Raw genomic sequence first — 25,473 nt, forward strand, 5'->3', positions numbered from 1 at the left:
CCTAATATTTAAAACCAAGTTCAAAAGCCATTTTCACCAACTCGCTGGTTTTATTACACTGTAGTTTTTTATAGATATTCTGCTTGTGTTTCTTAACGGTTTCCTCAGATATAAAAAGATCTTGAGCAATTTCGCTAGTTTTTTTGCTTTCCGATATCAGCAAAAAGATCTCCATTTCCCTTTTAGTCAGGTTTTCGAGTAATAACATTGGAGCTGTTTGAGTAGGGTGATGATCCTTTTCAGGAACTAGTAAGGATATGGCATTAAGAGGTTTTCCATCAACCGATCTGGTTACGGTTTTAGTAGTCCCAATCATGATGTCCCAGTTTCCATCAGCATTTTTTAATTTGTAAGTTAAGTCCAGAAATTCCTCTTGGTCTTCATTAAAGAAAGTGAGTGATTTGAAAAGGGTAGGATAATAACTTGGATGAATAGTCTTGATATAATAGATATAGTCCATCCCCTTTAGAAAGTTGTTTTTAAAGCCATAGAACTCCTTGCAAGCATCATTGATATGAATTGGGCGATAATTGGCTATATCATGAAGGGTGATCATTGCTGGGACCTCTTTGGTCATCTCATCGTAAGTTCTAAGGTCAATTTTATCCTGATGAAGGATTTTTTTTTCTTTTAGTTCTTCTACTAAAAGGTCAAGCTTTTTACGAATCATAGTGGTTAAATATGGTCAAAAATACTTTAAAGTAGTTTAAAAACTAAAATTTTACAGTTCTATTTAGGCTAAAAGTCCCATTAAGAGCAACCATTTGTGTATATAATGTCCCATTGTAGATAAAAATGATAATATGTTTAAACATACTGTTAAGAGATTTGTATATTTGTTAAGTACTAAAGTGGCTAGGATGGAAAATGAAAAGGGCAACTGATCAATATTTAATTCCTGAGACAAAGGCAGGAGAGCATTCTTCTTATGATATTTATCCTTCGTTCCCATTAATTGATGGGGAGATATATGCGGGATATGAAGCTCTAGTGGAAATGATTCTTACTCATAAAACGGTGATTTTAGATGGTTATGTGGGGGTGGACTGGAATGAAATAAGTGTAGAAATACAGAAACGAGCTGACAGGAAATCATTGAATATTTTATTGTTCCCCGTAAAGAATTGTTATAAAGGAGAAAAGCAGATAGAGGAGTTGGTGGCTCCATTTTTAGGGGGGGCAGATCCCATTTTTGGACGAAAGGGCAATATAGACCTTATTGATTTTTTTGATCAAGAGAAATTAACACAATTAAAGAAGAAGGATTTAAATACCACAACCATTATTTATGGCTGTGGTGCTCAGCTAACTGGAATTGAGGGGTATTTGGTGTATTTTGATTTGCCTAAAAATGAGCTCCAGTTTAGGATGAGAGCAGGGGCGATTACCAATCTTGGGCTTAATAGGCCAAAAAGTAATAAGCAGGCATACAAACATTTTTATTTTGTCGATTGGGAAGTGCTGAATAAGGCCAAAAAAGAAATTTTGCCCCAGGTGGATCTTTTTGTGGACCAGCAAAGACCTGGTTTGCCAGTTTTTGCTTCAGGACAAGCTATCAGGAGCTCTTTGGATGCAATGTCCCGAAGTTATTTTAGGGTAAGGCCATGGTTCGAGCCGGGGGTTTGGGGAGGGCAATGGATTAAGGAGCAGATAAAAGGGTTAAATCCAAATGTCCCGAATTATGCATGGTCCTTTGAGATGATTGTACCAGAAAATGGACTATTGTTTGAGCAGGGAGGGAGGTTAATGGAAGTTTCTTTTGATATGTTGATGTATCAGTCTTCCAAGAATGTATTGGGCAAGGCAGCCAAAAGATTTGGGGATGAATTCCCTATAAGGTTTGATTTTTTGGATACCTACAGTGGAGGAAATCTTTCCGTTCAGTGCCATCCAAAACTCGAATATATAAAAGAACATTTTGGTGAGCATTTTACCCAAGATGAAACCTATTATATTTTGGATGCAGAAGAGGATGCTGAGGTTTATTTAGGTTTTCAGGAAAATATTGAGGCTGAAAAATTTAGACAGGCATTGCAGGAAAGTTTTGAGACCAAGGAGAAATTGGATGTAGAAAAGTACGTTCAGAAATTTCCGTCCAAAAAGCATGATTTGTTTTTGATTCCTAATGGAACTGTCCATTGTTCAGGAATCAATAACCTCGTTTTGGAGATCAGCGCAACACCCTATATCTATACTTTTAAAATGTATGATTGGCAACGACTAGATCTGGATGGAAATCCAAGGCCATTGAATATAGATAGAGCAATGGAGAATTTAGATTTTTCCAGAAAGGGTGAGGAAGTAAAGAGAAGCCTGATTTCTCAGCCAGAAGTGCTGGCCAAAGCAGCCGATTGGAAGAAAGTACACTTGCCAACTCATGAGGCACATTTCTATGATGTCTTCCGTTATGAATTTGATAATGAGGTAATTATTCATACTGATGGGCAGTGTCATTTATTGATGTTGGTGGAAGGGAGTAGTATCCAATTGGAAATTGAAAACGGAAAGACTGTTACTTTCCAATTTGCAGAAACCTTTGCCATTCCTGCAGCTAGTAGGCAATATAAATTAATACATCAGGGAGAAAAAAGAGCTAAGGTGGTTGTTTCCTTTGTCAAAGAGGAAGCTTGTAATGTGGAGGAATAAATTGATATAAAAGATCAAAACAGATTATTATGCAGAGTAAATATCCCGTGTTGTCTTGGTTATTGTGGACGCTTCTATTGCCATTGATCACCTTTTGTCAACCAAAAGATAATGACAAGAATGCTATTGTAGATGATTTCACAGCATTTGTGGACCCCCAAATTGGATCGGTGCATGGCCGCTGGTTTTTTTATACACCTGCAGCCCTGCCCTTTGGGATGGCCAAACTAGCTCCACATACCAATGCCTATAATAGTGCTGGAGGATGGGGGCCAACAGGCTATGATGACCGTCATAGCTCCATAGAAGGTTTTGGACATTTTCATGAATTTCAGATCGGAGGGTTGGTCTTTATGCCGACAGTAGGTGAAATAAAGACGGTGCCTGGAACTTTGGAAAATCCTGAAATGGGGTATCGATCAGGATTTGATAAATCCTCGGAAAATGCAAGCCCGGGATATTATGAGGTGCATCTGGAGGATTATGGGATTCATGCTGAGCTTACTGCTACTGAGCGAGTAGGTTATCACCGTTATACTTTTCCAAAGACTGAACAAGCAAACTTGATTATAGATATTGGACATAAACAGGGAGAAAGCGGTGATGTTACTGCTGCAGAGGCAAAATTGGTTGATGAGGATGAAATAGCAGGTTTTGTAGAAACCTATCCTGAATATGCTAAATTTTGCGATCCTGGAAAAAGGGTTCGTATGTACTTTGTTGCCAAGTTGAGTAAGTCTCCAAAAAGCTTTGGGAGCTTTATAAATGAAAAGCAAGTCAATGGGGAAAGAGTTACTTCTGGAATCGATAATGGACTATTCCTAAGCTTTGATATGGAGGAAAATGAAATCCTCGAAATCCAAACAGGACTCAGCTATACCTCTATCGATAATGCCAGACTCAATTTAGAAACGGAAAGCACAGGGCAGAGCTTCGATGATGTCAGAAAGAATGCCAAAATCAAATGGAATGAGCAACTGAGTAAAATCAAAGTGAAAGGTGGTGAGCAGGAGGATATACTAAAATTTTATACGGGCTTGTACCATGTTCTTCTAGGTCGAGGTATTTCAAATGATGTCAACGGTCAGTATCCTAAGGTAGATAATCAAATAGGACAAATTCCCCTTGACCAAGAAGGGAATCCAAAATACCATCATATCAATACGGATGGTATGTGGGGAGGTTTTTGGAACCTAAGCCAGGTTTGGGCACTGGCCTACCCTGGGTATTTCAGCGAATATGTGCAGTCTAATATTGATTTCTACAAGGAGCGAGGTTGGTTGCATGACGGTGAAGCCAATGGGGTTTATACCAATGGTGTTCAAACCAATTTCCAAGGCCTATTATTGGCCTCTGCCTATCATTCAGGAATTAGAGATTTTGATGTTGAAACTGGATATGAGGCAGCATTGAAAAATGAATTGGAATATCATGGAAGGGATCTGGGAAATGGAAAATATGATTTAAGTTATTTTGTTAAAGACCACTATGTTCCTTATAAGGATACTACCATTTCCAATGGTTGGGTATTCAATTTTGGAGGTTCGCATACAATGGAGTATAGCTATAGCTCTTTTGCTGTCGCCCAGATGAGCAAGGCCCTTAATGATCAGGAAAATTATGAAAAGCTCATGGAGCAGGCTGCTTACTATAAAAACCTCTATGATAAGGAAACCAATTTTATCAGGCCAAAATTAGAAACTGGAGAGTTTATTGAAGACTTTGATGCTTACCGTGGATGGGATGGGTTTCAGGAAGGAAATGCATTCCAATACACTTGGTATATTCCCCATGATCCTGCAGGTTTGATCGCATTGATGGGAAAAGACCTATTTAATCAGCGTTTGGAGAATATGTTCGAAGATGCCAAGAAGGGGGAATTTGGAGGGGCAAGTGAGGAAATAGATAGCTTTTCAGGCATTGAACAAGGATATAATCATGGGAACCAGCCTTCTCTTCATAATGCTTGGTTGTTCAATTATTCTGGTCAACCTTGGAGGACCCAAAAATGGGTACGAGAGATATGCAATGGGTTTTATGGTACTACGCCATTACATGGGTATGGTGTGGGGCAAGATGAGGACCAAGGTCAATTAGGCGCTTGGTATGTATTGGCATCTATGGGCTTGTTTGATGTTCAGGGACATACAGCCTTGGAGCCAACTTTCCAATTGGCCAGTCCTCTTTTTGAAAGTATTATAGTGGAGTTGGATCCTGAATACTATGCTGGAGATCAGCTGAAAATAGAAGTTAATGGGCAAGGAGTCAAAAACCAATATATTCAGTCAGCGTCCTGGAATGGGCAAGGAGTGGAAAATAATTGGGTAAAGAGAAGTGAATTGATGAAAGGGGGGATCCTAGAATTTAATTTAGGACCAGAACCAAACAAAGAATGGGGAGTTAAATCCTTGCCGCCTTCCATGTCAGATAAATAAAACCAACAATAAAATGCGAAAATTATTAGCAATAGGAATAATCCTAGCGGTTTTTTCCTGTAATTCTAAATCGGGTTCCCAAAATGAACTGGCAGAGGAAATCCTTCATAACAAGGATTTCGATATTGTAATGGACAAAGCATTAGCCATCGTAAATACTGGCTTTAATGCAGGTGATGGTTACAGAGAAGTTTGGATAAGGGATTACAATACTTTTATTGAGCTTTCGGCTGAAGTTTTTCCAGCAAGTGAGTTAAAAGAAAATTTATTGGTGTTTTTCCGTATGCAGGGGGAAGATGGGAATATCATAGATGGATTTACCCCGGCAGAGCAGATAGGGGAAGGAGAGACTGACTTTAGTTATTCAGATCTGGAACCTAGGTATGCGGGGCACAAAAACACGGTTGAAACCGATCAGGAAACATCCCTGGTGCAGACGGTTTATAAGTATATAAAGGTGACTGGTGATCGGTCTATTTTAGAAGAAGAAATAGGAGGCATGAAGCTGTCTGAACGGTTGGAATGGGCAATGGATTTTTTGATGGAAAACCGTTATTCTAATGAGTATGGTTTGATTTGGGGAGCGACAACGGCCGATTGGGGGGATGTACAGCCCGAACATGGGTGGGGAGTAGATCTAGATGAAAATACCCATAGGGCAATTGACGTATATGATAATGCCATGTTGCTGATTGCATTGGATAATATGATGGAGATGATGCCTGATACCAAAAGCAAATGGGGAACAATCAGGGAGCAAATAGCAAGAAATACCAGAAAGCACCTTTGGGATGAAGAAAACAAAAAGTTTATTCCCCATATCTATTTGGAGGGATCACCGTTTCCTGAGGAATTTAATGAAAATGAAATCTATTATTTTGGGGGGACAGCAATTGCCATTGAAGCGGGTTTACTATCCAAGGAAGAGGTGAAAATTTCCATTGATGAAATGGTCTCGAGGGTAAAAGAAGCAGGAGCACCTTCCATTGGTCTAACCTTATATCCTCCCTATCCAGAGGGGTACTTTGAAAACCAAATAATGAATCCAGAATATAGTTATCAAAACGGCGGGGATTGGACCTGGTTTGGAGGAAGAATGATTGTACAATTGGTGAAATATGGATTAGTTGAAGAAGCCTATGAGCAGATTTTGCCAATGACTTCAAGGGTGGTAGAAAATGATGGTTTCTATGAATGGTATACGATAGATAATAGACCAGAAGGTTCTGGTACATTTAGAGGTTCTGCAGGAGTGCTCTTTTTGGCCATCAATGAGTTGAGAAATTGGGCTAATAGTCAATAAGAAGCAATGAATTATATTTTCTAAATAAGGTTTTCGCTATATTGGACTTTTATTGATCAATATTTAACTGTATTATATACAATTGATGGGTTGTGCAGATAATAGTGGATTGAACCTATTACTTTTGTCGTAAATGAACAGGGGATTAGAAATCTTTGGAGGAAAAATACACAAGTAGAAATATGGATTTTAAGTTGGATCATGACAGTCCTGTGCCTTTTCATGCGCAGATAGAGAAATACCTTAGAGATTTGATTCAGAGGGAGGAGTATATTAACGGTGATCAGTTTTTGCCAAAGGAGACTGCTATGTCCAAAAGCTTGGGAGTGTCCAGGAATACCATTAGACAAGCCATCAATAAACTGGTGAATGAGGGGATAGTGGAAAGAAAAAAAGGGGTTGGCTCAAAGGTGGTCCAAAAGAAAATTTCTACCCGGTTGGATAACTGGATCAGCTTTACCAAGGAGATGAAAAATAAAGGCATCGAGGTGGTGGATTATATGATGAAGGTCTCATTTGAAAAAGTTGACCAGGAAGTGGCCAAGGCACTAGGGCTGGAGGAAGGAAGAGAAGTTTGGGTGTTGGAGAAAGTTAGAGGTGATAAGGATGCTAAATATCTCTATTCGATTTCCTATTTTCATCCAAGAGTTGGGATTACGGGGAAGGAAAACTTCAAAAGGCTATTATATGAATTACTGGAGGAGGAGCATGATGTGGTGGTAGCTGTTTCTAAGGAAAAGCTGAAGGCAATCCTGCCTGATAAGAAAATAGCCGATTTGCTGGACTTGGAAGAAAACTTTCCTGTATTGAAAAGGGAGAGGTTGGTTTGTGATCTAGGAGATAGGCCAGTAGAGTATAATATGGTCTATTATCATACCGGCTACTTCTCTTATGATATTGATATAAAGCGAGAACTTTAAGACGAAAAGTTAAGCCTTACAGCAGCCCAAATATCCAAGTTTTATGCTTACATCACAGCTGAGCAAGATCTCGCCCGTATTATTTACTTTTATCATTATGGGCTTTGTAGATGTGGTAGGGGTATCTACAGGGTTTGTGAAACAGGATTTTGGCCTTTCGGATACGCTGGCCCAGTTTTTGCCTTCCATGGTATTTATTTGGTTTTTTGTTTTTTCAATTCCATTTGGGGTATGGCAAGATAAAATTGGCAAGAAAAATATGATGAGTTTGGGTATCCTGGTAACCTTTGTGGGATTATTGGTACCCTTTGTTCTTTATTCCTATTTTTCCATCGTTATTGCATTCATTCTTTTGGGTATAGGCAATACCATTATTCAGGTGGCAGCTAATCCCTTACTTCAAGAGGTAAGTTCCAGTCAAAGATTGCCCAGTTATTTGAGCTTTGCCCAATTTATAAAATCCATCACTGCTTTATTTGGTCCAATCATAGCGACAGGTATGGCCATGTATTTTGGAGACTGGAAGCTGGTGTTTTTGGTGTATGCAGTGGGCGCTTATCTATCTTTAATCTGGCTTAGAAACACAGAAATCATCGAGAGCAAATCAGATTCAGTGGTGGCCACATTTAGTTCCTGTTTCGACTTACTGAGTAGCCCTTTTATTATGCTGGTAGTATTGGCTATTTTTTTGATAGTGGGAGCGGATGTGGGTATGTATTCCAATATTCAGGTTTTTTTGATCAAATTACATCAGGTCAGTCTTGAAAATGCCTCCTATGGGATCAGTGTTTATTTTACTGCCCAAATGATCGGTAGGTTATCTGGTGCTGTCTTACTAAGTTTTATCAAAACTTATTCATTCTTGATCTTGGCGACTCTTTTTTCAGCCTTGGGGGTGATCGTACTGTATTTTTCGAGCACTGTCTTTATGGCCTACCTTTCCATTTTTTTTATTGGTCTTGGGGCTGCGAACCTTTTTCCTTTGGTATTTTCCATTGCCATTAATGCCCTTCCAGAACGCTCAAATGAAATATCCGGGCTTTTGGTTATGGCTATCGTCGGTGGGGCTGTAGTTCCTCCTTTTATAGGATTTGTCACTGCCATTTGGACAGTCTCAGTAAGTATATTGGCATTGCTGGGGGTGTTTGTCGGAATATTGGTTGCTTCATTGTTTTTGTTGAAAATCAAAAAAATACGTTTCATTAAATAGGTTTTTAGCTAAATAAATGATTTAAGTCGGTAGGGAATAAAAAACAAAAATAGGTACTGAATGGCCTTGAGGAAGGTTTTATTTTTCTTTTTTAGAATATGGTATCTCTTAATATTAAGCTTCTTTTTTGCGGAAAGTCCTGATAATAATAGCTTTTTGTTAAGAATATTTAATAATAATCTTCTTGACTGAATAAAAATCTTTGTATAGGTTTGCGGTCCGATGATAAAGTTTTTTGTAAGAATTCTTTTATCCTTATGTGTTGTCCTTTCTAGTGGATACAGTCAACTGTATGCCCATAAGCATCTGGAAGTAAACACCTATGCCCCCTCCAGTATACTTGAGGTATCTGGACAAGTTAACCATGGTATAAGAAATTCTCATGACTTTTTCCTAAAGTCTTTATCATCAATTTCCGAAAGAGATGGATTCCAACTCGATACCTCTGATTTTGAAGAAGAGGATGATGAAATAAGATCATTTAAGAAGTATGTGGAAAATAGCAATTATTTTGCTGCGCTGTTTTTTGCAGAGGTTTTTAAGGAACTGTTTCGTTATATTAATCCTGATCCAGGCTTACACTATGGTAAGCACTATATCAATACCTTATCCAATTGCCTATACCTTAAAATAGAGGTATTCAGGATATGATACTTTTTTAGTTGGGCTATATCTCATAGTTCCCGCTTATTAATGCCTTTTAATTATCACCTATTCTAAGCACTGTGTGCTTAGAGAACAGTGTCGGAGTGTTTGGTTAATCACTCTCGAAAATTTCATCATTTATTCCATTATCCAAAAAAGAAAATTATCATGAAGAGAATTCTCATGCTTATGAGCTTGGGTGCCCTTTTGTGGCATACAAGCTGTACCACCCAGGGAGAAGAAAAACACGAGGAGGAAGTAGAGTTCCTGGTTACCAGTCCAGCTAGAATGGACACAACCATCACTGAAGAGTACGTTTGTCAAATTCATTCCATTAACCACATTGAGCTTCGAGCACAGGAAAGGGGGTACTTGGAAAAAATATTTGTGGATGAGGGACAATATGTGAGAAAGGGACAGCTTTTGTTCCAGATCATGCCAAAGCTCTATGAGGCGGAACTTCAAAAAGCCAAAGCTGAAGTGAGCTTTGCTGAAATAGAATATCAAAACACCAAGTCCTTAGCTGACAGGGATGTGGTAGCTCCTAATGAGCTTGCCATGGCCAAGGCAAAACTGGATAAGGCCAAAGCGGAAGAAGCACTGGCAGAAGTGCACTTGCAGTTTACCGAAATCAGAGCTCCTTTTGATGGAATCATCGACCGATTTCATGTGAGGTTAGGGAGTCTTGTAGAGGAAGGCGAATTGCTATCCAATCTTTCCGACAATAGTAAAATGTGGGTTTATTATAACGTTCCAGAGGCAGAGTACCTGGATTATAAATCCAATGTTCAAAGGGACAGCCTGATGAAGGTTGGTTTATTAATGGCCAACAATAAAATGTTTGAATTCCCTGGAGTGGTAGAGACCATCGAGGCAGACTTTAACCACGAGACAGGAAATATCCCATTCAGAGCTACTTTTCCAAACCCTAAAGGACTTTTGAGACATGGAGAGACCGGCAATATCATTATGGGAGTACCATTGGATAATGCCCTGATCATACCTCAAAAAGCCACTTTTGAGGTATTGGACAAAAAGTATGTTTATGTGCTAGGAGAGGACAATATCATTAGATCAAAACCTATTACCATAGCTGCTGAATTACCACATATCTATGCCGTCCAGGAGGGTATTGATGTAAATGATAAAATTCTGCTTGAAGGATTGCGCTTAGTTAGAGAGAATGAAGAGATCAAAAGCAAGTTCGTAGAGCCCGCAAAGGCTTTGTCTGAGCTGGATCTGTACGCGGAATAATTGAGTGACCTAAAAAGCGAAAACAATGTTTCAAAAATTTATACACAGGCCCGTATTTGCGATAGTCATTTCGGTCCTAATCGTTTTTGTGGGATCCTTGTCGATAAAGCAGCTGCCTATATCCCAGTTCCCGCAAATTGCGCCAACCTCGGTTAATATCTTTATAGCCTATCCAGGGTCCAGTGCCGATGTTTTGGTGAAGTCTACTTTGATTACCCTGGAAAACTCCATCAATGGTGTTCAGGGGATGCGTTATATGGCCACTGATGCCACCAGTGCTGGTGAGGCCACTTTAAGGGTGATATTTGAACCAGGAACTGACCCCAATCAGGCCGTGATCAGGGTGAAGACCAGGGTGGATCAGGTCATGCCTTTGCTGCCCGAGTTGGTGCAGCGGGAAGGGGTAGTTATTACGCCTATTCAGCCGAGTATGTTGATGTATGTCAACCTCTATTCCAAGGATAAAAGTTTGGATGAGAAATTCCTATACAATTATGCCAATGTGAAAATGATCCCGGAGATCAACAGGATCAAGGGGGTTGCAAAGGCGCAAATTTTGGGTAGCCGGAGATACGCCATGCGTGTTTGGTTAAATCCGGACCGTATGCGTGCATATGATATTTCAGTTGATGAAGTGATGGAAGCTTTGCAGGAGCAGAGTATCGTTGGGCGGCCAGGTAGGCTGGGTAGAAGTTCGGGTATGAAAGCCCAGTCCCTAGAGTATGTATTGACTTATAAGGGCCGGTATAATGAGCCCGAGCAATATGAAAATGTCATCATCAGGGCCAATACTGAAGGTGAAAGTATCCACTTAAAGGATATCGGTAAGGTAGAGCTAGGTAGTGAGTTCTTCGATATTTACTCCAATTTGGATGGGAAACCATCAGCAGCCATCGTCCTGAAACAAAACTATGGTAGTAATGCCAGTGATGTGATCGAGGAAGTGAAAAATAAGGTGGAAGAGATGAAAGCCTCTTTCCCTCCTGGAATGGATTATAATATCAGTTATGATGTATCCAAATTCCTGGATGCTTCTATTGAACAGGTGATCCATACCTTGCGGGATGCCTTTATCCTAGTGGCTTTGGTTGTATTTATCTTCCTTGGCGATTGGAGATCGACCTTGATTCCAATTCTGGCTGTACCGGTATCCTTGATTGGGGCATTCTTTGTGATTCAGTTCTTTGGACTTTCGATTAACCTGGTGACTCTCTTTGCATTGGTTCTGGCCATTGGTATCGTGGTTGATGATGCCATTGTGGTAGTGGAGGCTGTTCATGCCAAAATGGAGGAAATGCCTCAGCTGACTCCTTACCAGGCGGTGAAAAGGGTGCTCGGGGAAATCTCAGGTGCAATTATTGCGATTACCATGGTGATGGTTTCCGTGTTCCTGCCAATTTCATTTATGTCAGGTCCGGTAGGTACCTTCTACAGGCAGTTCTCTATTACCATGGCCAGTGCCATTGTGATTTCAGCCTTGATTGCCCTGACCCTTACTCCTGTGCTATGTGCCATGTTGCTCAAAAACCATCATGGACATGAGAAAAAGGGGAATTTCCTTACCAAGGCCTTGGACAGTTTTAACAGTGGATTTGATAAATTGACTGGAAGGTATGTGGCCTTGTTGAAAAGGATTGTTAACAGGAGGTGGTTGACTTTCGCTATTCTATTGGCCTTTGGTGCAGGTATAGTTTACGAAAACCATATTCTCCCATCAGGATTTATCCCAAGTGAAGATCAAGGAACCATTTATGCCATTATCCAGACACCTCCAGGTGCAACACTTGAAAGAACCAACCAAGTAGCCCATAGGCTGATGGAAGTTTGTGAGGAAATCGATGGCGTGGAGTCCGTGTCTTCCTTGGCAGGTTATGAGATCATGACAGAAGGTAGAGGATCCAATGCAGGTACCTGTTTGATCAACCTTAAACCGTGGTCCGAAAGAGAACATTCGGTGAAAGAGATCATGGAAAAACTGGAGGAGGAGTCCAAAGGTCTTGGGGCCATCGTGGAATTCTTTGAACCACCGGCTATTCCAGGTTTCGGTTCCTCTGGTGGTTTCTCCATGCGATTGTTGGATCAGACCACGGAGACCGATTATCAGGAATTTGATAAGATCAATAAGCAGTTTATGGATGATCTAGGTAAGCGTCCAGAATTGACCGGTTTGTTTACCTTCTTTGCTGCTAACTATCCTCAGTATGAACTGGAAATTGATAATGAGCTGGCCATGCAAAAGGGCGTTTCCATTGGTGATGCCATGGAAAACCTGAATATACTGATTGGTAGTACCTATGAACAGGGTTTCATTAAGTTTGGTCGATTCTTCAAGGTTTATGTGCAGTCTGATCCAAAGTTTAGAAGATTACCATCGGATGTACTTAACCTATATGTCAAAAATGATCATGGTGAAATGGTGCCTTACTCTGCCTTTATGAAGTTGAAGAAGACTCAAGGGCCTAACGAGGTTACCCGTTTTAACATGTATAATTCAGCAGCTATTAGAGGGCTTCCTGCTAAGGGCTATACCACTGCTGACGCCATTCAGGCTATTCGGGAAGTGGCAGAACAAACCTTGCCCAAGGATTATGACATTGCTTGGGAAGGACTTTCCTATGATGAGTCCAACAGGGGCAATGAGGCCTTGTATGTGTTTCTTGTGGTATTGGTCTTTGTTTATTTTGTATTGGCGGCACAATATGAGAGTTTCATCATACCGCTGGCGGTGGTTACCTCCTTGCCAGTTGGGGTATTTGGTTCCTTCCTGCTGCTGAAGCTGATGGGGCTGGACAATGATATTTATGCCCAGATTGGTTTGATCATGTTGATTGGACTTTTGGGCAAAAATGCCGTGCTGATCGTAGAATTTGCTGTGCAGAAAAGACAGGAAGGTGCTACCATACTAAATTCCGCCATCGAAGGGGCCAAGGTACGTTTCCGCCCGATTTTAATGACTTCTTTCGCGTTTATTGCAGGTTTGATTCCATTGATACTTGCTACCGGAGCTGGTGCCATAGGTAACCGAACTATTGGTGCTTCAGCCATGGGGGGAATGTTGTTTGGGACCGTTTTTGGGGTAATTATTGTCCCCGGTCTGTACTATATTTTTGCCAAGCTTGCCGATGGCAGACAGCTGATCCAAGATGAAGACGAAGTTCCATTAACAGAAGAATATGATCATGAAAATGTTTGATAGAATCATAAAAATAAGCCTGGGAGTGGTTTGCTTGGTACTGATGGTGTCAGCATGTAAGACCCCTTCTCTTGTCGAAAGAAAAGTCAATAAAAATATTCCTGTGAGCTTTAATGACTCGCAGGATACCACCAATACTGCTGAAATAAGCTGGGAGGACTATTTTACAGATCCTTATCTGAATGCCCTAATAGATACTGCACTGAAAAACAATCAGGAGTTAAATATCATCTTACAGGAGATAGAGGTGGCCAAGAATGAAGTTAAGGCCAGAAAAGGGGAATATTTGCCTTTTGTGGATATCAAAGCAGGGGCCGGGACTGAAAAAGTAGGGAGATATACCAGTCAGGGAGCCAATGATGCCAATACTGAGATCAAGCCTGGAAAGGAAATGCCAGATCCTTTATCTGATTATCTGATAGGGGCTTTTGCAACTTGGGAAGTGGATATTTGGCATAAACTTAGAAATGCCAAGAAGTCTGCCTTATCAAGGTATTTGGCCACTGTGGAAGGAAGAAACTTCATGGTAACTAACCTGATTTCAGAACTGGCCAATTCCTATTATGAATTATTGGCCTTGGATAAGCAGTTGGAAATTGTCAATCAGAATATTGAGATCCAAAGCAATGCATTGGAGATCGTAAGGTTGCAAAAAACAGCAGCAAAGGTAACAGAATTGGCTGTCCGTAAATTTGAGGCAGAGGTTTACCATACTAGAAGCTTGAAATTTGACATTCAGCAAAAGATTATCGAAACGGAGAATGAAATCAATTTCTTGGTGGGTAGATATCCTCAGCCAGTAAAAAGAAGCAGTAAAGAGTTGGGTACTTTGGTGCCTGATAATGTTTATGCAGGAGTGCCGGCTCAGTTGTTGGAAAATCGACCTGATATCAAACAGGCTGAACTGGAATTAGCTGCAGCTGATTTGGACGTAAAGGTGGCCAAGGCCAGGTTCTATCCTTCCTTGGGGATTTCGGCAGGAGTAGGTTTTCAGGCCTTCAATCCTTCCCATTTGATCACCACGCCAGAATCCCTTATATATTCTATTGTAGGAGATCTATCTTCTCCATTGATCAACAGAAATGCGATCAAGGCAGATTATAAAAGCGCCAACGCAAAACAGATTCAGGCTGTCTTCGAATACGAGCAAACCGTTTTGAAGGCCTATATAGAGGTGGCAAATCAGTTGTCCAAAATAGGCAATCTTGAGAAGAGCTATGGTTTGAAGGCGAAGGAAGTAGAGGCGCTTACGCAATCAATTGATATTTCCAATGATCTCTTCAGGTCAGCAAGAGCTGATTATATGGAGGTGTTATTGACCCAAAGAGATGCTTTGGAGTCCAGATTTGATTTGGTAGAAACACAAATGCAGCAATTGAACGCTTTTGTGAAAATGTACCAAGCCTTAGGTGGTGGCTGGAATTAATTCATTTGATTCCAGCAAATAAAAGAGCAATGTAAAAGGTTAATAATTATAGACTTACTAAATAAGGTGAAATCCTCAAGGCCTTTGGCTTTGAGGATTTTTTTTGATAGGGAAAGGAAAACAAACGACTATGAAATCTATATGAAAGATTTTAAAAATAAGGTCTAAAATTGTTCTATAATTTCAATTCCTGCATTTTTCATTAATTCACTTGCATTAAAATCTTTACATATTCCTTCCTCTAATTTATAAGTAAAAGACAATTCTTCATTGCACAAAGAACTATTAAAACTATAATTACTTATCATATTATGCGAAGAAACCAATTGAGCTAATTCTAAATCATGGGTAGAAATCAATCCAGTTGCCCCAAGCCTTTTAAGTTGCTTAATTAAAGAATAACCGCCTTTGTTGCGGTCCTTGGAATTAGTGCCCTTGAACAATTCATCTAGCAAGAAGAATACGGGCTCATCGGATTTTATTTTATCCAGTAAGGTGGTGATTCTTTGTAATTCAGCATAAAAAGAAGATACTCCTTCTTCTAAGTCATCTTTTATTCTCATACTGGAAAATAGCCTAAATGGATAAATTTCAGCACTGCTTGCGCAGCAGGGGGCACCCATTAGCCCTAATATTAAGTTAGTGCCAATTGCACGAAGGAAGGTACTTTTTCCAGCCATATTAGAACCTGTTATCATGGCGATTTGACCTTCTTCTAAATTAAAATTATTATTAACTCTTTTACTTTCTTTTAATAAAGGGTGTCCCAGATTTTTAAATTTTAAGGTGGTTAGACTTTTGTTGATTATTGGAAAATTAAAATTTGGATTGGCGTACGAAAATCCAGCTAAGCTACTAATTGCCTCTACTTGAGCTATTGACTCTTCCCATTGTTTTATATGGTTTTTGTTTTTCTTCCTCCATGCTTCAATTTGAAGCAGAAAGTATACATCCAAAAAGAAGATGTAGTTGAATAAGATATACATATAATTGGCTCCAATAGATTGGCCTTTTGCACCTCTCAATCTAAACTTCGTTAATAAGTTGATGAGAATCTTTATTTCCTTATTGGCATTATAGTCTTTATCTTTCAAGGAAAGCGTATAAGATTTCATCAGAGAAGATGAAAATGTTTTTTGATTAATGACTGATATAAGCCTATGATAGGAGGCTAACAGATTGACAATTGTAAAACTATGAGAAACATTTTTTTCAGCTGTAGGTCTAAGCCTATTAAGAAATAAAGTATTGATGAATAATATACCTGAAGTCAGCCAAAGGCCTTTTATTTCTCCAAGTGAAACGAGATGATAAAAGAAATATCCCAGGGAAAAAACAGTTATAATTGAAAGAATAAGGGCAAGACCAATTAGGAACATTTTCTTTGAAAGGAGATGATTATCAATGTTTATCCAATCAGTAAGATGTTTCTTTTCCGGAACTTCTTCATTGGGCTCCATCCCCGAAGCGTTTAAAGACTGACGCCAGTCAATTTCAATCAACATTTCTTGTATCAGTTTTTGCCTCTCCTGAATCTCATTGGGTGATGCAGGAGTCAACATCCAATGTATAAGTATTTCTTTTCCTCTCTCAGTTGTGGTTCGGTTCAATAATTTGAATAAGGAATGTGTACCGAATAAGTCCATATCTTGACTGTAATCATGACTTGAAGACACGTTAGTATTTGGTGCTTTTATTTGATTGAGTTTGTTTTCGCATCTTAAAATTTCTTCCTCATTGATCTTAATAAGGTTGGTTTTAAAAGTGCAGTTCTTTTCTTGGTTTTGAAAGTGCTTTAAGGTGAAAATATAAAGAGCCGTAAACACTGCAAGGACAATAACTAATGAGATAATCATTCTTTCATTAGCAAGATACAGTGAAGAAATAAGTCCCATTATAAACACAATTAACCTAATGAGACTTATTCTTTTTAATTGCACTGCTATTTCATTAGAGGCTTGTTTATATATGGATAATTTGTTCTGGAATTCATCTTTTGGAAAAGTCATAAAAAATGTTTGAAGAGTTTGATTTTAACCTTTTTGAAAACTGAAAACAAAATACATTATTCAAGCGATTGGAAAAAATATTGATAAGGGTAGATTTAATAGCCCTTTTAAATTATCGCCTACCCTAATCCCCGCTGGAAATGCAGTGAAAAAACCGTTTTAACCTGTGGTTTGGATTTGATCTCTATATTACCATGATGCAGCTTCATGATATGCTTCGATAGGCTCAGCCCAATACCTGATCCGTCTTTTTTGGTGGTGTAAAAGGGTACAAAGATTTTTTGGAGCATACTTGGGGAAATCCCGGGGCCATTATCAGTGACCCTCAGTGCGACCCGGCCTGACTCATCCTTCTCTCCTGATAATTCAATCTGCCCATTGTCCTGATCAGCCAGTGAATGAATGGCGTTTTTGATCAAGTTGAGCAGGACTAGGCTGATTAACTTTTCATCTGCATAGACCTCTAATTCCTTAGGGGTAATGGCCGTTTTGAAGGAAATCTTCTCTACGCCATCTTCTTGGCTGACCAGTATCCTTACCGTTTCGAATAGTGTTTGAACATTTAGGAGTTTTTTATCAGGCTCAGGGATTTTGGTCAAGGTCCTGTAAGAATTGGTGAATTTAATGAGGTTGTTCCCTTGGTAATTGATGGTGTCCAAAGCTTTAACCGTTTGCTTTACTTTTTCTTGGGTGATTGATGCAGGTTTGACCAATTCACCATTTTTATTGAAATATCGCAAAAGGGTTTCAGATAAAGAGGTGATTGGGGCTACGGAGTTCATGATTTCATGGGTCAAGACCCTGATCAAGCGTTGCCAAGATTCTACTTCCTGGTTGTCCAATTCTTTGTGGATATTCTGAATGACTACGATAAGCATCTTTTTCCCTTTTATGATCAGTTCATTGGCTTTGACGGTTAGGTGGATGCTTTCCCGTTCATTGGGTATTTGGATCAATTTCTGGTCGAAACTTTGTTGCTTTTCAAGGGAATGAAAAAGGTTTTCGCTGATAGGTTGGAGTTGCTGGATATGGCTAAGGTGCTGATGATTCAGCAATTGTTTGGCTTTTCTGTTTGAATCAATGATATGCCCAGTTTCATTCAAAACGAGAATGCCCGTTTCTGCCTCTTCTAGAATGGTTTGATAATATTGCTCCTGTTCTTGGATGTTGATTTTGGCTTCTTGCAGCAGGTTGTTTACCCTGTTTAAGCTGGTGTTAAGCTCCCGGATGGAGGGTGTTTTAATGTTATAAGGAAAGTTGATGGTTGAGTCATTATTTTCCATTGCATCGAAAAAATAAGCTATTTTTCGGTTGGTTTTGTTCAAAAACCGGATCAGCCAAATCGTTTGAAAAAGAATGATGGCAGCAATGTATATGCTCAAGGTATATTCGCCTTTAAGATAAAGATGGGCAAATAAAAGTGAGGAGAATAGGAGTAGGAGCACCCTAAGGCAGATTTGAAAGTAGAGGTGTTTACTGGCCATGATCAGTGTAGCTTGCAGTTTAAATTAATGAAAAATCAAAGACCATAGCGTTTGGTCTTGTTATAGAGGGTCTGTCTGCTGACTCCCAACTGTTCGGCCGCAGCAGTGTAATTCCCTTGGTGTCGGGACAGTGCATTGGCAATCATATCCCGTTCCATCTCTTCCAAGGTCATTTCCAGTTCATTCAGTGCGGGATGTGACCGTTGTTTTAGTAGAATATCTTCCCCCTGGAGGATGTCGCCTTCACATAAAATCACACTTCGTTCGATGGTATGCTGGAGCTCTCGAATATTTCCCGGCCAGCTATATTCCATGAGCTTTTTCTGGGCATTTTTATGTATGCTTAGCTGACCTTTCCCATACTTGGAGCTGTATTTTTGGGTAAAAAAGTCTGCTAATAATAAGATGTCCTCTCCCCGCTCTCGAAGTGGTGGTACTTCGATATGAATGGTATTGATACGGTAAAGTAAATCTTCCCTAAAGTCTCCGGTGTTCACCATTTCGTCCAGATGACTATTGGTAGCACAGATCAAGCGGATATCTATGGGGATAGGCTTATTGCTGCCTACTTTCACGACTTCCCTGTTTTGAAGGGTGCTGAGCAATTTAGATTGTAAGGGGTAGGAAAGATTGCCAATCTCATCCAAAAATAAAGTACCTCTATTGGCCGCCTCGAATTTGCCGGTTCTGTCTTCTTTGGCATCGGTAAAAGATCCTTTTGCATGGCCAAAGAGCTCACTTTCAAAAAGGTTTTCCTGAATAGACCCCATGTCCACACCCACAAATACTTCACTGGCCCTTGGTGAGTTTCTGTGAATTTCTTGGGCAATTAATTCTTTTCCGGTGCCATTTTCACCAGTGATCAGGACATTGGCGGTGGTTTGGGCCACTTTTCTTACGACGGAGAGCATACGCTCCACGGCAGGTGATTTTCCTATAATGCTTTGTTCATTTTTGTTGATCAGGCTTCTTAAGTTGGCCTGATCTTTTTTTAGGTTGTCCACTTCCTTTCGGGATTGTCCCAATTGGCAGGCGGAACGCAAGGTGGCCAGCAGCTTTTGGTTGTCCCAAGGTTTGAGGACAAAATCTACTGCACCTTCTTTTAGTGACTTGATCGCCAGGTCCATGTCTCCATAGGCGGTGATCATGATCACAGGAAGTTCAGGAGCTTTGGCCTTGATTTGTCTCAACCAGAAAAGCCCTTCATTGCCTGTGTTGATTTCTGCAGAAAAGTTCATGTCCAATAAAACCGCATCATAGCTGGGAAGGTCCACCAATCCTGTGATTTTGTTGGGGTTGGATATGGTGGTGATGCTTGCATATTCTCCCTCCAGAAGAAGCTCCAAAGCATTCAATACCGACTTATTATCATCTACGATTAAGATTTTTCCTTCCATGGTATCCATCTATTTAAGCAATATCCAAAACTAGGAATAATGCGCAATCGATAAGATCAGGTGTCAAATATTTTGACACTATTTTGTCAATAAATTTTACATAAAACCAATTTTTGATAAAGGGAAGGCTTGTTAGTTGGTTGATCGTTAGTTGTTTATGTTTTTTGGCATGCCGATGGAATATAGGGCGGTAAGATTTGGTGAGGGCAATGATAATAAAGCATCAACTGACTATTTTTTTGAGTTCATCCAGAAAGCGGTTTTACAGTAGAGTTTGCCGTTTTCTTGGGTGAATATATTTAGAAAAGGAGTTTAATTGGAAACCAATGCATAATGGACAGGAAGATTGAGAAGAAGAAAGGACTAAGGCCCAAGCATATTTTTGTGGGACTGGGTAGTTTGTTGTTTCTGGGCATGCTGCTGATGCTGTTATTTGGCAGTTCCGCATCGACCTATCGCGCCAATAAGGCGAATATGAGCATTGCCACTGTGGTTTCGGGTGATTTTGATGATTATATCAATATTTCCGGTCAGGTGAAGCCTATTAGTACCTATTATTTACATGCATATGAAGGAGGGAGGATTGTAGAAAAATACTTGGAAGAAGGGGCTTTGGTGAAGGAAGGCGATACGATCATGAAATTGGAAAACAGGAATCTTCATATGGAAATTCTCAATGTGGAGGCTGATTTTGTTTCCAAGCAAAATGATTTAAGGCAAACTAAATTTAATTTTGAATCTGATATGGTCATCAGTGAGACCAATAAAATAGAGGCGCAATACCATTTGAGAAAGGCGAAGAGGAATTACGAACAAGAGCAATATATGTTTGACCGCAATCTTATTTCAAAGGAAGAGTATATCGAAGCAAAGGAGAATTATGAATTGGCCCTAAAAAAGATGGAGGTGAGCAGAATAAAATCCCAACAAGATTCGCTGGCCAAGCTGAATACTATTAAAGATTTAGATGCTGATTTAGCTCGGATGAAAAGAACCTTGGATATGGTTTACGAACGGTTGGATAACCTTCATGTAAAAGCGCCTGTAGCGGGGCAGTTGGCCATGCTTCAAGGTGAAAATGGACAGCAAGTTGCTGCTGGAAATCCTATTGCGCAAATTCACGATCTTTCTGATTATAAAGTAGAATCATGGATAGATGAACATTATATCGATCGTATCACGGCTTTTTTGAAAGGTCGGATTCGCAAAAATGACAGTACTTATGCATTGCAGATCAAAAAGATCTATCCCGAAGTAAAAGAAGGGAAGTTCAAGGTGGATATGCATTTTTCCGGTGATAAACCTGCTCTTATCAGGAATGGACAAAGTTATTATATCAATTTGGAATTGGGGGATCCCGAAAAGGCATTGCTATTGCCAAAGGGAGCCTTTTTTCAAAGTTCCGGTGGGCAATGGGTCTATGTGCTGGATCCTTCTGGAGAATTCGCCTATAAGAGAAATATTAAAATCGGTAAGCAAAATCCCAAGTACTATGAGGTGTTAGAAGGTTTAGCAATTGGAGAAAAAGTGATTATTTCGGGCTATGAAGCCTTTGGGGACAATGAGCGATTGGTGTTGGAGTGAGGATCAGGGGGAGGGAAGACGGAGGACTGGAGACGGAAGTTTGAAGAAACAGGTTTTAATATCTATAGGGGACTAAACCTTGTTCTTAACTTTTAAAACAGAATAGTATGAAATTCAAGTTTGAAAATCTAATTATTTGGCAGAAAGCCATGGAATTGGGTGAAGAGGTAAACGAGATAAGTTCTAAGTTTCCGAAGAAGGAAATGTTCAATCTTGCATCCCAGCTATTGAGGGCGGTAGATTCCGTGGCTTTGAATATTTCAGAAGGCTCGATTTTACAGTCAAATCCTGAGCAGAAGAAATTTATGGGTTATGCAATTCGATCACTTGCCGAAGTGGTGACCTGCCTCCATAAGGCCAGAAGAAGAGATTATATTACATAAGAGGAATTTGAAGGGTTCTATCAAAAGTCTTTTGATTTGATGAACATGATGATAGCCTTCAGAAACGGGATTAAATGAGGATGAGGGTAAGGGATGGGAGACGGGGAATTAGTGGCTGAGTTTGCCGAAAGAGGCCTTAATAGGAAATAAAGAATGATTAATCTGATTATCCGCTATGATGCCAGTAACCATAAATCCTTTGCTCAAGTGGTCGGAAGGCTGAAGTCTGAAGACCGAAGCAGCTGATACTTTAAACATAAGAGTTGTTTCGATTCGCTTTTAATCTTTACTGGTAAAATTGCGGATATACCTAATAATTAATATCGAATGTAGCATGAAGGGCATTGCAAATGACAAATGTATTTAAGGCCCGCATTACAAAAGCGGATCAGTATAAAGCGAGTCCTGCGGCGCAGCCGACGGGACAACGGGGTGCTTCTGTCTCCCGTCTTCCGTCTCCAAGCAAAATAAAAAAACAGTACAAAACCATAAAACAATGATAAAAGCAAACAACTTATCCAAAGTTTTTAGGACCGAGGAAATTGAGACCACGGCACTGAACAATATTAACCTGCATGTTAAGAAGGGAGAATTCCTTGCCATTATGGGCCCCTCAGGCTGTGGCAAGTCTACCTTGCTCAATATTATCGGGCTTTTGGATAATCCCAGTTCAGGGGTTTATCTATTTGATGGAGAAGAGGTGGGCAGTCTTAAGGAAAACAGCCGGACCAAGCATAGAAAAGGCAATATCGGCTTTGTGTTCCAGAGCTTTAACCTGATCGATGAGCTCAATGTATATGAGAATGTAGAACTGCCTTTGATCTATCTGAAACTGGGAGCAGCAGAGCGGAAAAAACGCATCCATGAGGTACTCAAAAGAATGGAAATGGGCCATCGCATGAAGCATTTTCCCAAGCAGCTTTCTGGTGGTCAGCAGCAAAGGGTGGCAATTGCCCGGGCCTTGGTGGCCAAACCAAAACTGATCCTGGCCGATGAACCTACCGGTAACCTGGATTCCAAAAACGGGCAGGAAGTCATGAACCTTTTGACTGAGCTGAATAAGGAAGGAACGACCATCGTGATGGTGACCCACTCCCATCATGATGCCAGTTTTGCCCATCGGGTGATCAATCTTTTTGATGGTAAAATCGTGACCGAAAACCAACAAACACCAGCCACTGTATGATCCTGCATTATATCAAATATGCTTTTCGTAATTTTAGGAGCAAACTGTCTGTTTCCATAGGTAGTCTTTTGACATTACTGTTAGGGACAGTCTGTATTTCCTTACTTTTTACTTATGTCTATAATGAGTTGTCCATGGATAAATTTCACAGCAGAGGGAAGGATATCTATGCCATGGTCATCCGGACCAATGAAGGAAGTGAATGGCAGCCTATCGATGGCAGTTCATTCTTTGACTTTGATTATCGCGATTATCCCTCTTTGGAAAAAGCCACTGTCATTAGAAAGTATAGGAAGGACGAGATAAAGTTAACCTATGAAGGAAGAACCTACCTGCCCGAAGGCATTGTTTCGGACAGTTTGTTTTTTGATGTTTTTGATTTTGAGGTAAAGCGTGGTAATGGAAAGGAGGCCATGCGTTCGGAGGATGGTATTTTGATTACAGAAAAGTTGGCACAGCAAATATTTGGAAATCAAGACCCAATGGGTGAGGTGATTACAGTAGATGTTCGTGGAGAAATAGCATATACGGTAAAAGGTATCCTAGCCAACCCTCCTTCCAATAGCTCCATCATATTTGACTTTGTATTGCCTGAACACAAGGATCCAAATGTGTTTTCTAGGTCTGGTACAGATTATATTCTTACCAAACCCGGTTTTTATGAAGATTCTTTTAAGGCAAAAATAAAGGATATTGGACATGAACATCCTCAGTTTAAACTAAGTGAGAGCAGTATCAAGCCTTTTTTTGGATTGTATTATTCTACTGAGATTTCCAATAAGAGGATTACAGGCGTGTCCAAAACCGGGGATAAGTCTCAGGTTTATATACTGCTGCTGATGATAGGAGGAATTTTATTGATTTCAGTATTGAATTTTTCCAACCTTCAGGTAATAGCAAGTAATGTATCCATAAAACAATCTGCCATCAACCTGATTTATGGAGCAGCAGGTAGGCATTTGATTTTACAAAAGCTGGCGGGTATTTTGATATTGATTTTCATGGCCTTTGTACTGGCCTTTGGTGCTTATCATTTGCTGCTGCCAATGTTTAATGAGTTGACAGGCGTGGTGCTAATGCCTTCAGTGGGGCAAATTATGTTGATCAACGGAATAGTGCTGCTATTGATGGGTGGATTGGCAATGGTATATCCAACGATCATTCTTTTACAAATGTCCCTTAGTAAAAGCCTAAAGGAGCAATTTGATGGGGAGAGATTATTATTGAGTAAAAGGGTGGTGATCGTCGTACAGTTCTCGCTGACTTTTGTCTTATTGATCTCTTCTTTTATCGTGTCCAAGCAATTGAATTTTATGCTGGACAAGGATTTGGGATTTGAGACTGAAGATATACTTCGGACTAAGCTTTTACATAGCTTGCCTTTAATTAGAAACAAGGAGGAGAGAATTCAAAAATATCAAGAGCTTCAAGATAATTTCCAGTATGCCAAAAATGAAATTGGATCACATGCCTCTGTTGCTACTTTTTCACAAGGAGAGACTATTATTGCGGAGTCGTGGGCGATGGACTGGAAAGTGGAAAAAGAAGGGAGTGAGTTTTCAACGGCAAATATGCTTGTGGTGGGCCCTGGTTACGAAGATGTTTTTGGATTGGAAATATCTGAAGGGCGATTTTTTGAAAAGGAAAAAGATAGGTCACGTTCAAATAAAATAGTGATCAATGAGGCGGCTAAAAAATACTGGCAGATTGATGATATAAAGTCAACAAAGCTTAATAATAAAAGCTGGGGGAGGGAGTATGAGATTCTTGGGGTGGTCGAGGATTTTAATTATCAGCATCTCTCTACGAAGACTAAGCCATTAATCCTCGTCTATTTTGAGGACTTTGAAAGAGATTTTATGATCAAGTTTCATAAGGGCGCTGAGCAGGAAGGGCTGGCTTTTATTAAAGGACTGTATGAAGAATTAAATCCTGGACAAACTTTTCAATACAGTTTTTTGGAGGATGAAGTTCAGGACTTATACCAAAAGGAAAAGCAGTTAAGCACCATTTTCATCCTGTTTACGCTAGTGGCCCTTTTGATTTCAGGAATCGGCCTGTTTGCCATCGCCTTGGACGATACCCAGAAGCGGGTAAAGGAAATCGGCGTGCGCAAAGTCAATGGCGCTACTATAAGGGAAATTATGGTCTTGCTGAATGGGGATTTTGTACGCTGGATTTTGCTGGCCTTTCTTATCTCCTGTCCGGTAGCTTATTATTTTATGAACAAATGGCTGGAAAACTTTGCCTATAAAACCACACTGGACTGGTGGATATTTGGTTTGGCGGGTTTGCTAACATTGACTGTGGCTTTATTGACGGTGAGTGGGCTGAGTTATCGGGCGGCGACACAGAATCCTGTGTTGGCACTGAAAGACGAATAGTAACCTTAGAGACT

The 25,473-nt window shown here is 40.0% G+C and carries 17 protein-coding genes; 13 read left to right on the forward strand and 4 right to left on the reverse strand.

What is annotated here, in order from left to right:
• Position 1: 1 nt before the first annotated feature.
• Complete coding sequence (locus tag H7U17_RS01285; protein WP_186753986.1) at positions 2 to 670, reverse strand: response regulator transcription factor; 669 nt, start codon at positions 668 to 670, stop codon at positions 2 to 4.
• 197 nt (positions 671 to 867) lie between these two features.
• Here H7U17_RS01285 and H7U17_RS01290 point away from each other — a divergent pair, with 197 nt between their 5' ends.
• The 9 genes from H7U17_RS01290 (at position 868) to H7U17_RS01330 (ending at position 15,032) form a co-directional block, all read left to right on the forward strand.
• Entirely contained in the window at positions 868 to 2,646 is a 1,779-nt protein-coding gene (locus H7U17_RS01290; RefSeq protein ID WP_186753988.1) for a class I mannose-6-phosphate isomerase, read from the forward strand.
• Positions 2,647 to 2,675: 29 nt separating this feature from the next.
• A complete protein-coding gene (locus tag H7U17_RS01295) occupies positions 2,676 to 5,081 on the forward strand; it encodes a GH92 family glycosyl hydrolase (RefSeq protein WP_186753989.1) in 2,406 nt (801 codons plus the stop codon).
• 13 nt (positions 5,082 to 5,094) lie between these two features.
• On the forward strand, positions 5,095 to 6,384 hold the full coding sequence (locus H7U17_RS01300) for a GH36-type glycosyl hydrolase domain-containing protein (protein WP_186753991.1): 1,290 nt from the start codon (positions 5,095 to 5,097) through the stop codon (positions 6,382 to 6,384).
• Positions 6,385 to 6,566: 182 nt separating this feature from the next.
• The gene (locus H7U17_RS01305; RefSeq protein ID WP_186753993.1) at positions 6,567 to 7,304 is read left to right on the forward strand and encodes a GntR family transcriptional regulator; all 738 of its coding nucleotides are present in this window, start codon (positions 6,567 to 6,569) and stop codon (positions 7,302 to 7,304) included.
• A gap of 43 nt (positions 7,305 to 7,347) precedes the next feature.
• Positions 7,348 to 8,514 (forward strand): MFS transporter, encoded by a 1,167-nt coding sequence (locus H7U17_RS01310; RefSeq protein WP_186753995.1) that lies wholly within the window; start codon positions 7,348 to 7,350, stop codon positions 8,512 to 8,514.
• Between the two features lie 222 nt (positions 8,515 to 8,736).
• Positions 8,737 to 9,165 carry a hypothetical protein gene (locus H7U17_RS01315; protein ID WP_186753997.1) on the forward strand — a complete coding sequence of 143 codons (429 nt, stop codon included), beginning with the start codon at positions 8,737 to 8,739 and terminating at the stop codon, positions 9,163 to 9,165.
• Positions 9,166 to 9,327: 162 nt separating this feature from the next.
• Positions 9,328 to 10,413 (forward strand): efflux RND transporter periplasmic adaptor subunit, encoded by a 1,086-nt coding sequence (locus tag H7U17_RS01320; RefSeq protein ID WP_186753999.1) that lies wholly within the window; start codon positions 9,328 to 9,330, stop codon positions 10,411 to 10,413.
• Between the two features lie 25 nt (positions 10,414 to 10,438).
• Entirely contained in the window at positions 10,439 to 13,606 is a 3,168-nt protein-coding gene (locus tag H7U17_RS01325; RefSeq protein WP_186754001.1) for an efflux RND transporter permease subunit, read from the forward strand.
• Positions 13,599 to 15,032: a TolC family protein gene (locus tag H7U17_RS01330; protein WP_186754884.1), complete on the forward strand. Its 1,434-nt coding sequence runs from the start codon at positions 13,599 to 13,601 to the stop codon at positions 15,030 to 15,032. The genes H7U17_RS01325 and H7U17_RS01330 overlap by 8 nt, the downstream gene beginning before the upstream one ends.
• A 164-nt stretch (positions 15,033 to 15,196) precedes the next feature.
• Here the strand turns inward: H7U17_RS01330 and H7U17_RS01335 are convergent, their stop codons facing one another.
• The 3 genes from H7U17_RS01335 to H7U17_RS01345 form a co-directional block, all read right to left on the reverse strand.
• Positions 15,197 to 17,041 (reverse strand): MutS-related protein, encoded by a 1,845-nt coding sequence (locus H7U17_RS01335; RefSeq protein WP_186754002.1) that lies wholly within the window; start codon positions 17,039 to 17,041, stop codon positions 15,197 to 15,199.
• A gap of 119 nt (positions 17,042 to 17,160) precedes the next feature.
• A complete protein-coding gene (locus tag H7U17_RS01340; RefSeq protein WP_186754004.1) occupies positions 17,161 to 18,525 on the reverse strand; it encodes a sensor histidine kinase in 1,365 nt (454 codons plus the stop codon).
• Between the two features lie 35 nt (positions 18,526 to 18,560).
• Entirely contained in the window at positions 18,561 to 19,931 is a 1,371-nt protein-coding gene (locus H7U17_RS01345) for a sigma-54-dependent transcriptional regulator (RefSeq protein WP_394353709.1), read from the reverse strand.
• Positions 19,932 to 20,255: 324 nt separating this feature from the next.
• Here H7U17_RS01345 and H7U17_RS01350 point away from each other — a divergent pair, with 324 nt between their 5' ends.
• The 4 genes from H7U17_RS01350 (at position 20,256) to H7U17_RS01365 (ending at position 25,459) form a co-directional block, all read left to right on the forward strand.
• Positions 20,256 to 21,506 carry an efflux RND transporter periplasmic adaptor subunit gene (locus H7U17_RS01350; protein ID WP_186754007.1) on the forward strand — a complete coding sequence of 417 codons (1,251 nt, stop codon included), beginning with the start codon at positions 20,256 to 20,258 and terminating at the stop codon, positions 21,504 to 21,506.
• A 107-nt stretch (positions 21,507 to 21,613) separates the two neighbouring features.
• Positions 21,614 to 21,889: a four helix bundle protein gene (locus tag H7U17_RS01355; RefSeq protein ID WP_222439104.1), complete on the forward strand. Its 276-nt coding sequence runs from the start codon at positions 21,614 to 21,616 to the stop codon at positions 21,887 to 21,889.
• A gap of 496 nt (positions 21,890 to 22,385) precedes the next feature.
• Positions 22,386 to 23,075: an ABC transporter ATP-binding protein gene (locus H7U17_RS01360; protein WP_186754009.1), complete on the forward strand. Its 690-nt coding sequence runs from the start codon at positions 22,386 to 22,388 to the stop codon at positions 23,073 to 23,075.
• The gene (locus H7U17_RS01365; protein WP_186754011.1) at positions 23,072 to 25,459 is read left to right on the forward strand and encodes an ABC transporter permease; all 2,388 of its coding nucleotides are present in this window, start codon (positions 23,072 to 23,074) and stop codon (positions 25,457 to 25,459) included. Before H7U17_RS01360 ends, H7U17_RS01365 begins: the two co-directional genes overlap by 4 nt.
• Positions 25,460 to 25,473 lie beyond the last annotated feature (14 nt).

Origin of the sequence: Echinicola salinicaeni, from assembly GCF_014280965.1 — a bacterium.
GTDB classification, from domain to species: domain Bacteria; phylum Bacteroidota; class Bacteroidia; order Cytophagales; family Cyclobacteriaceae; genus Echinicola; species Echinicola salinicaeni.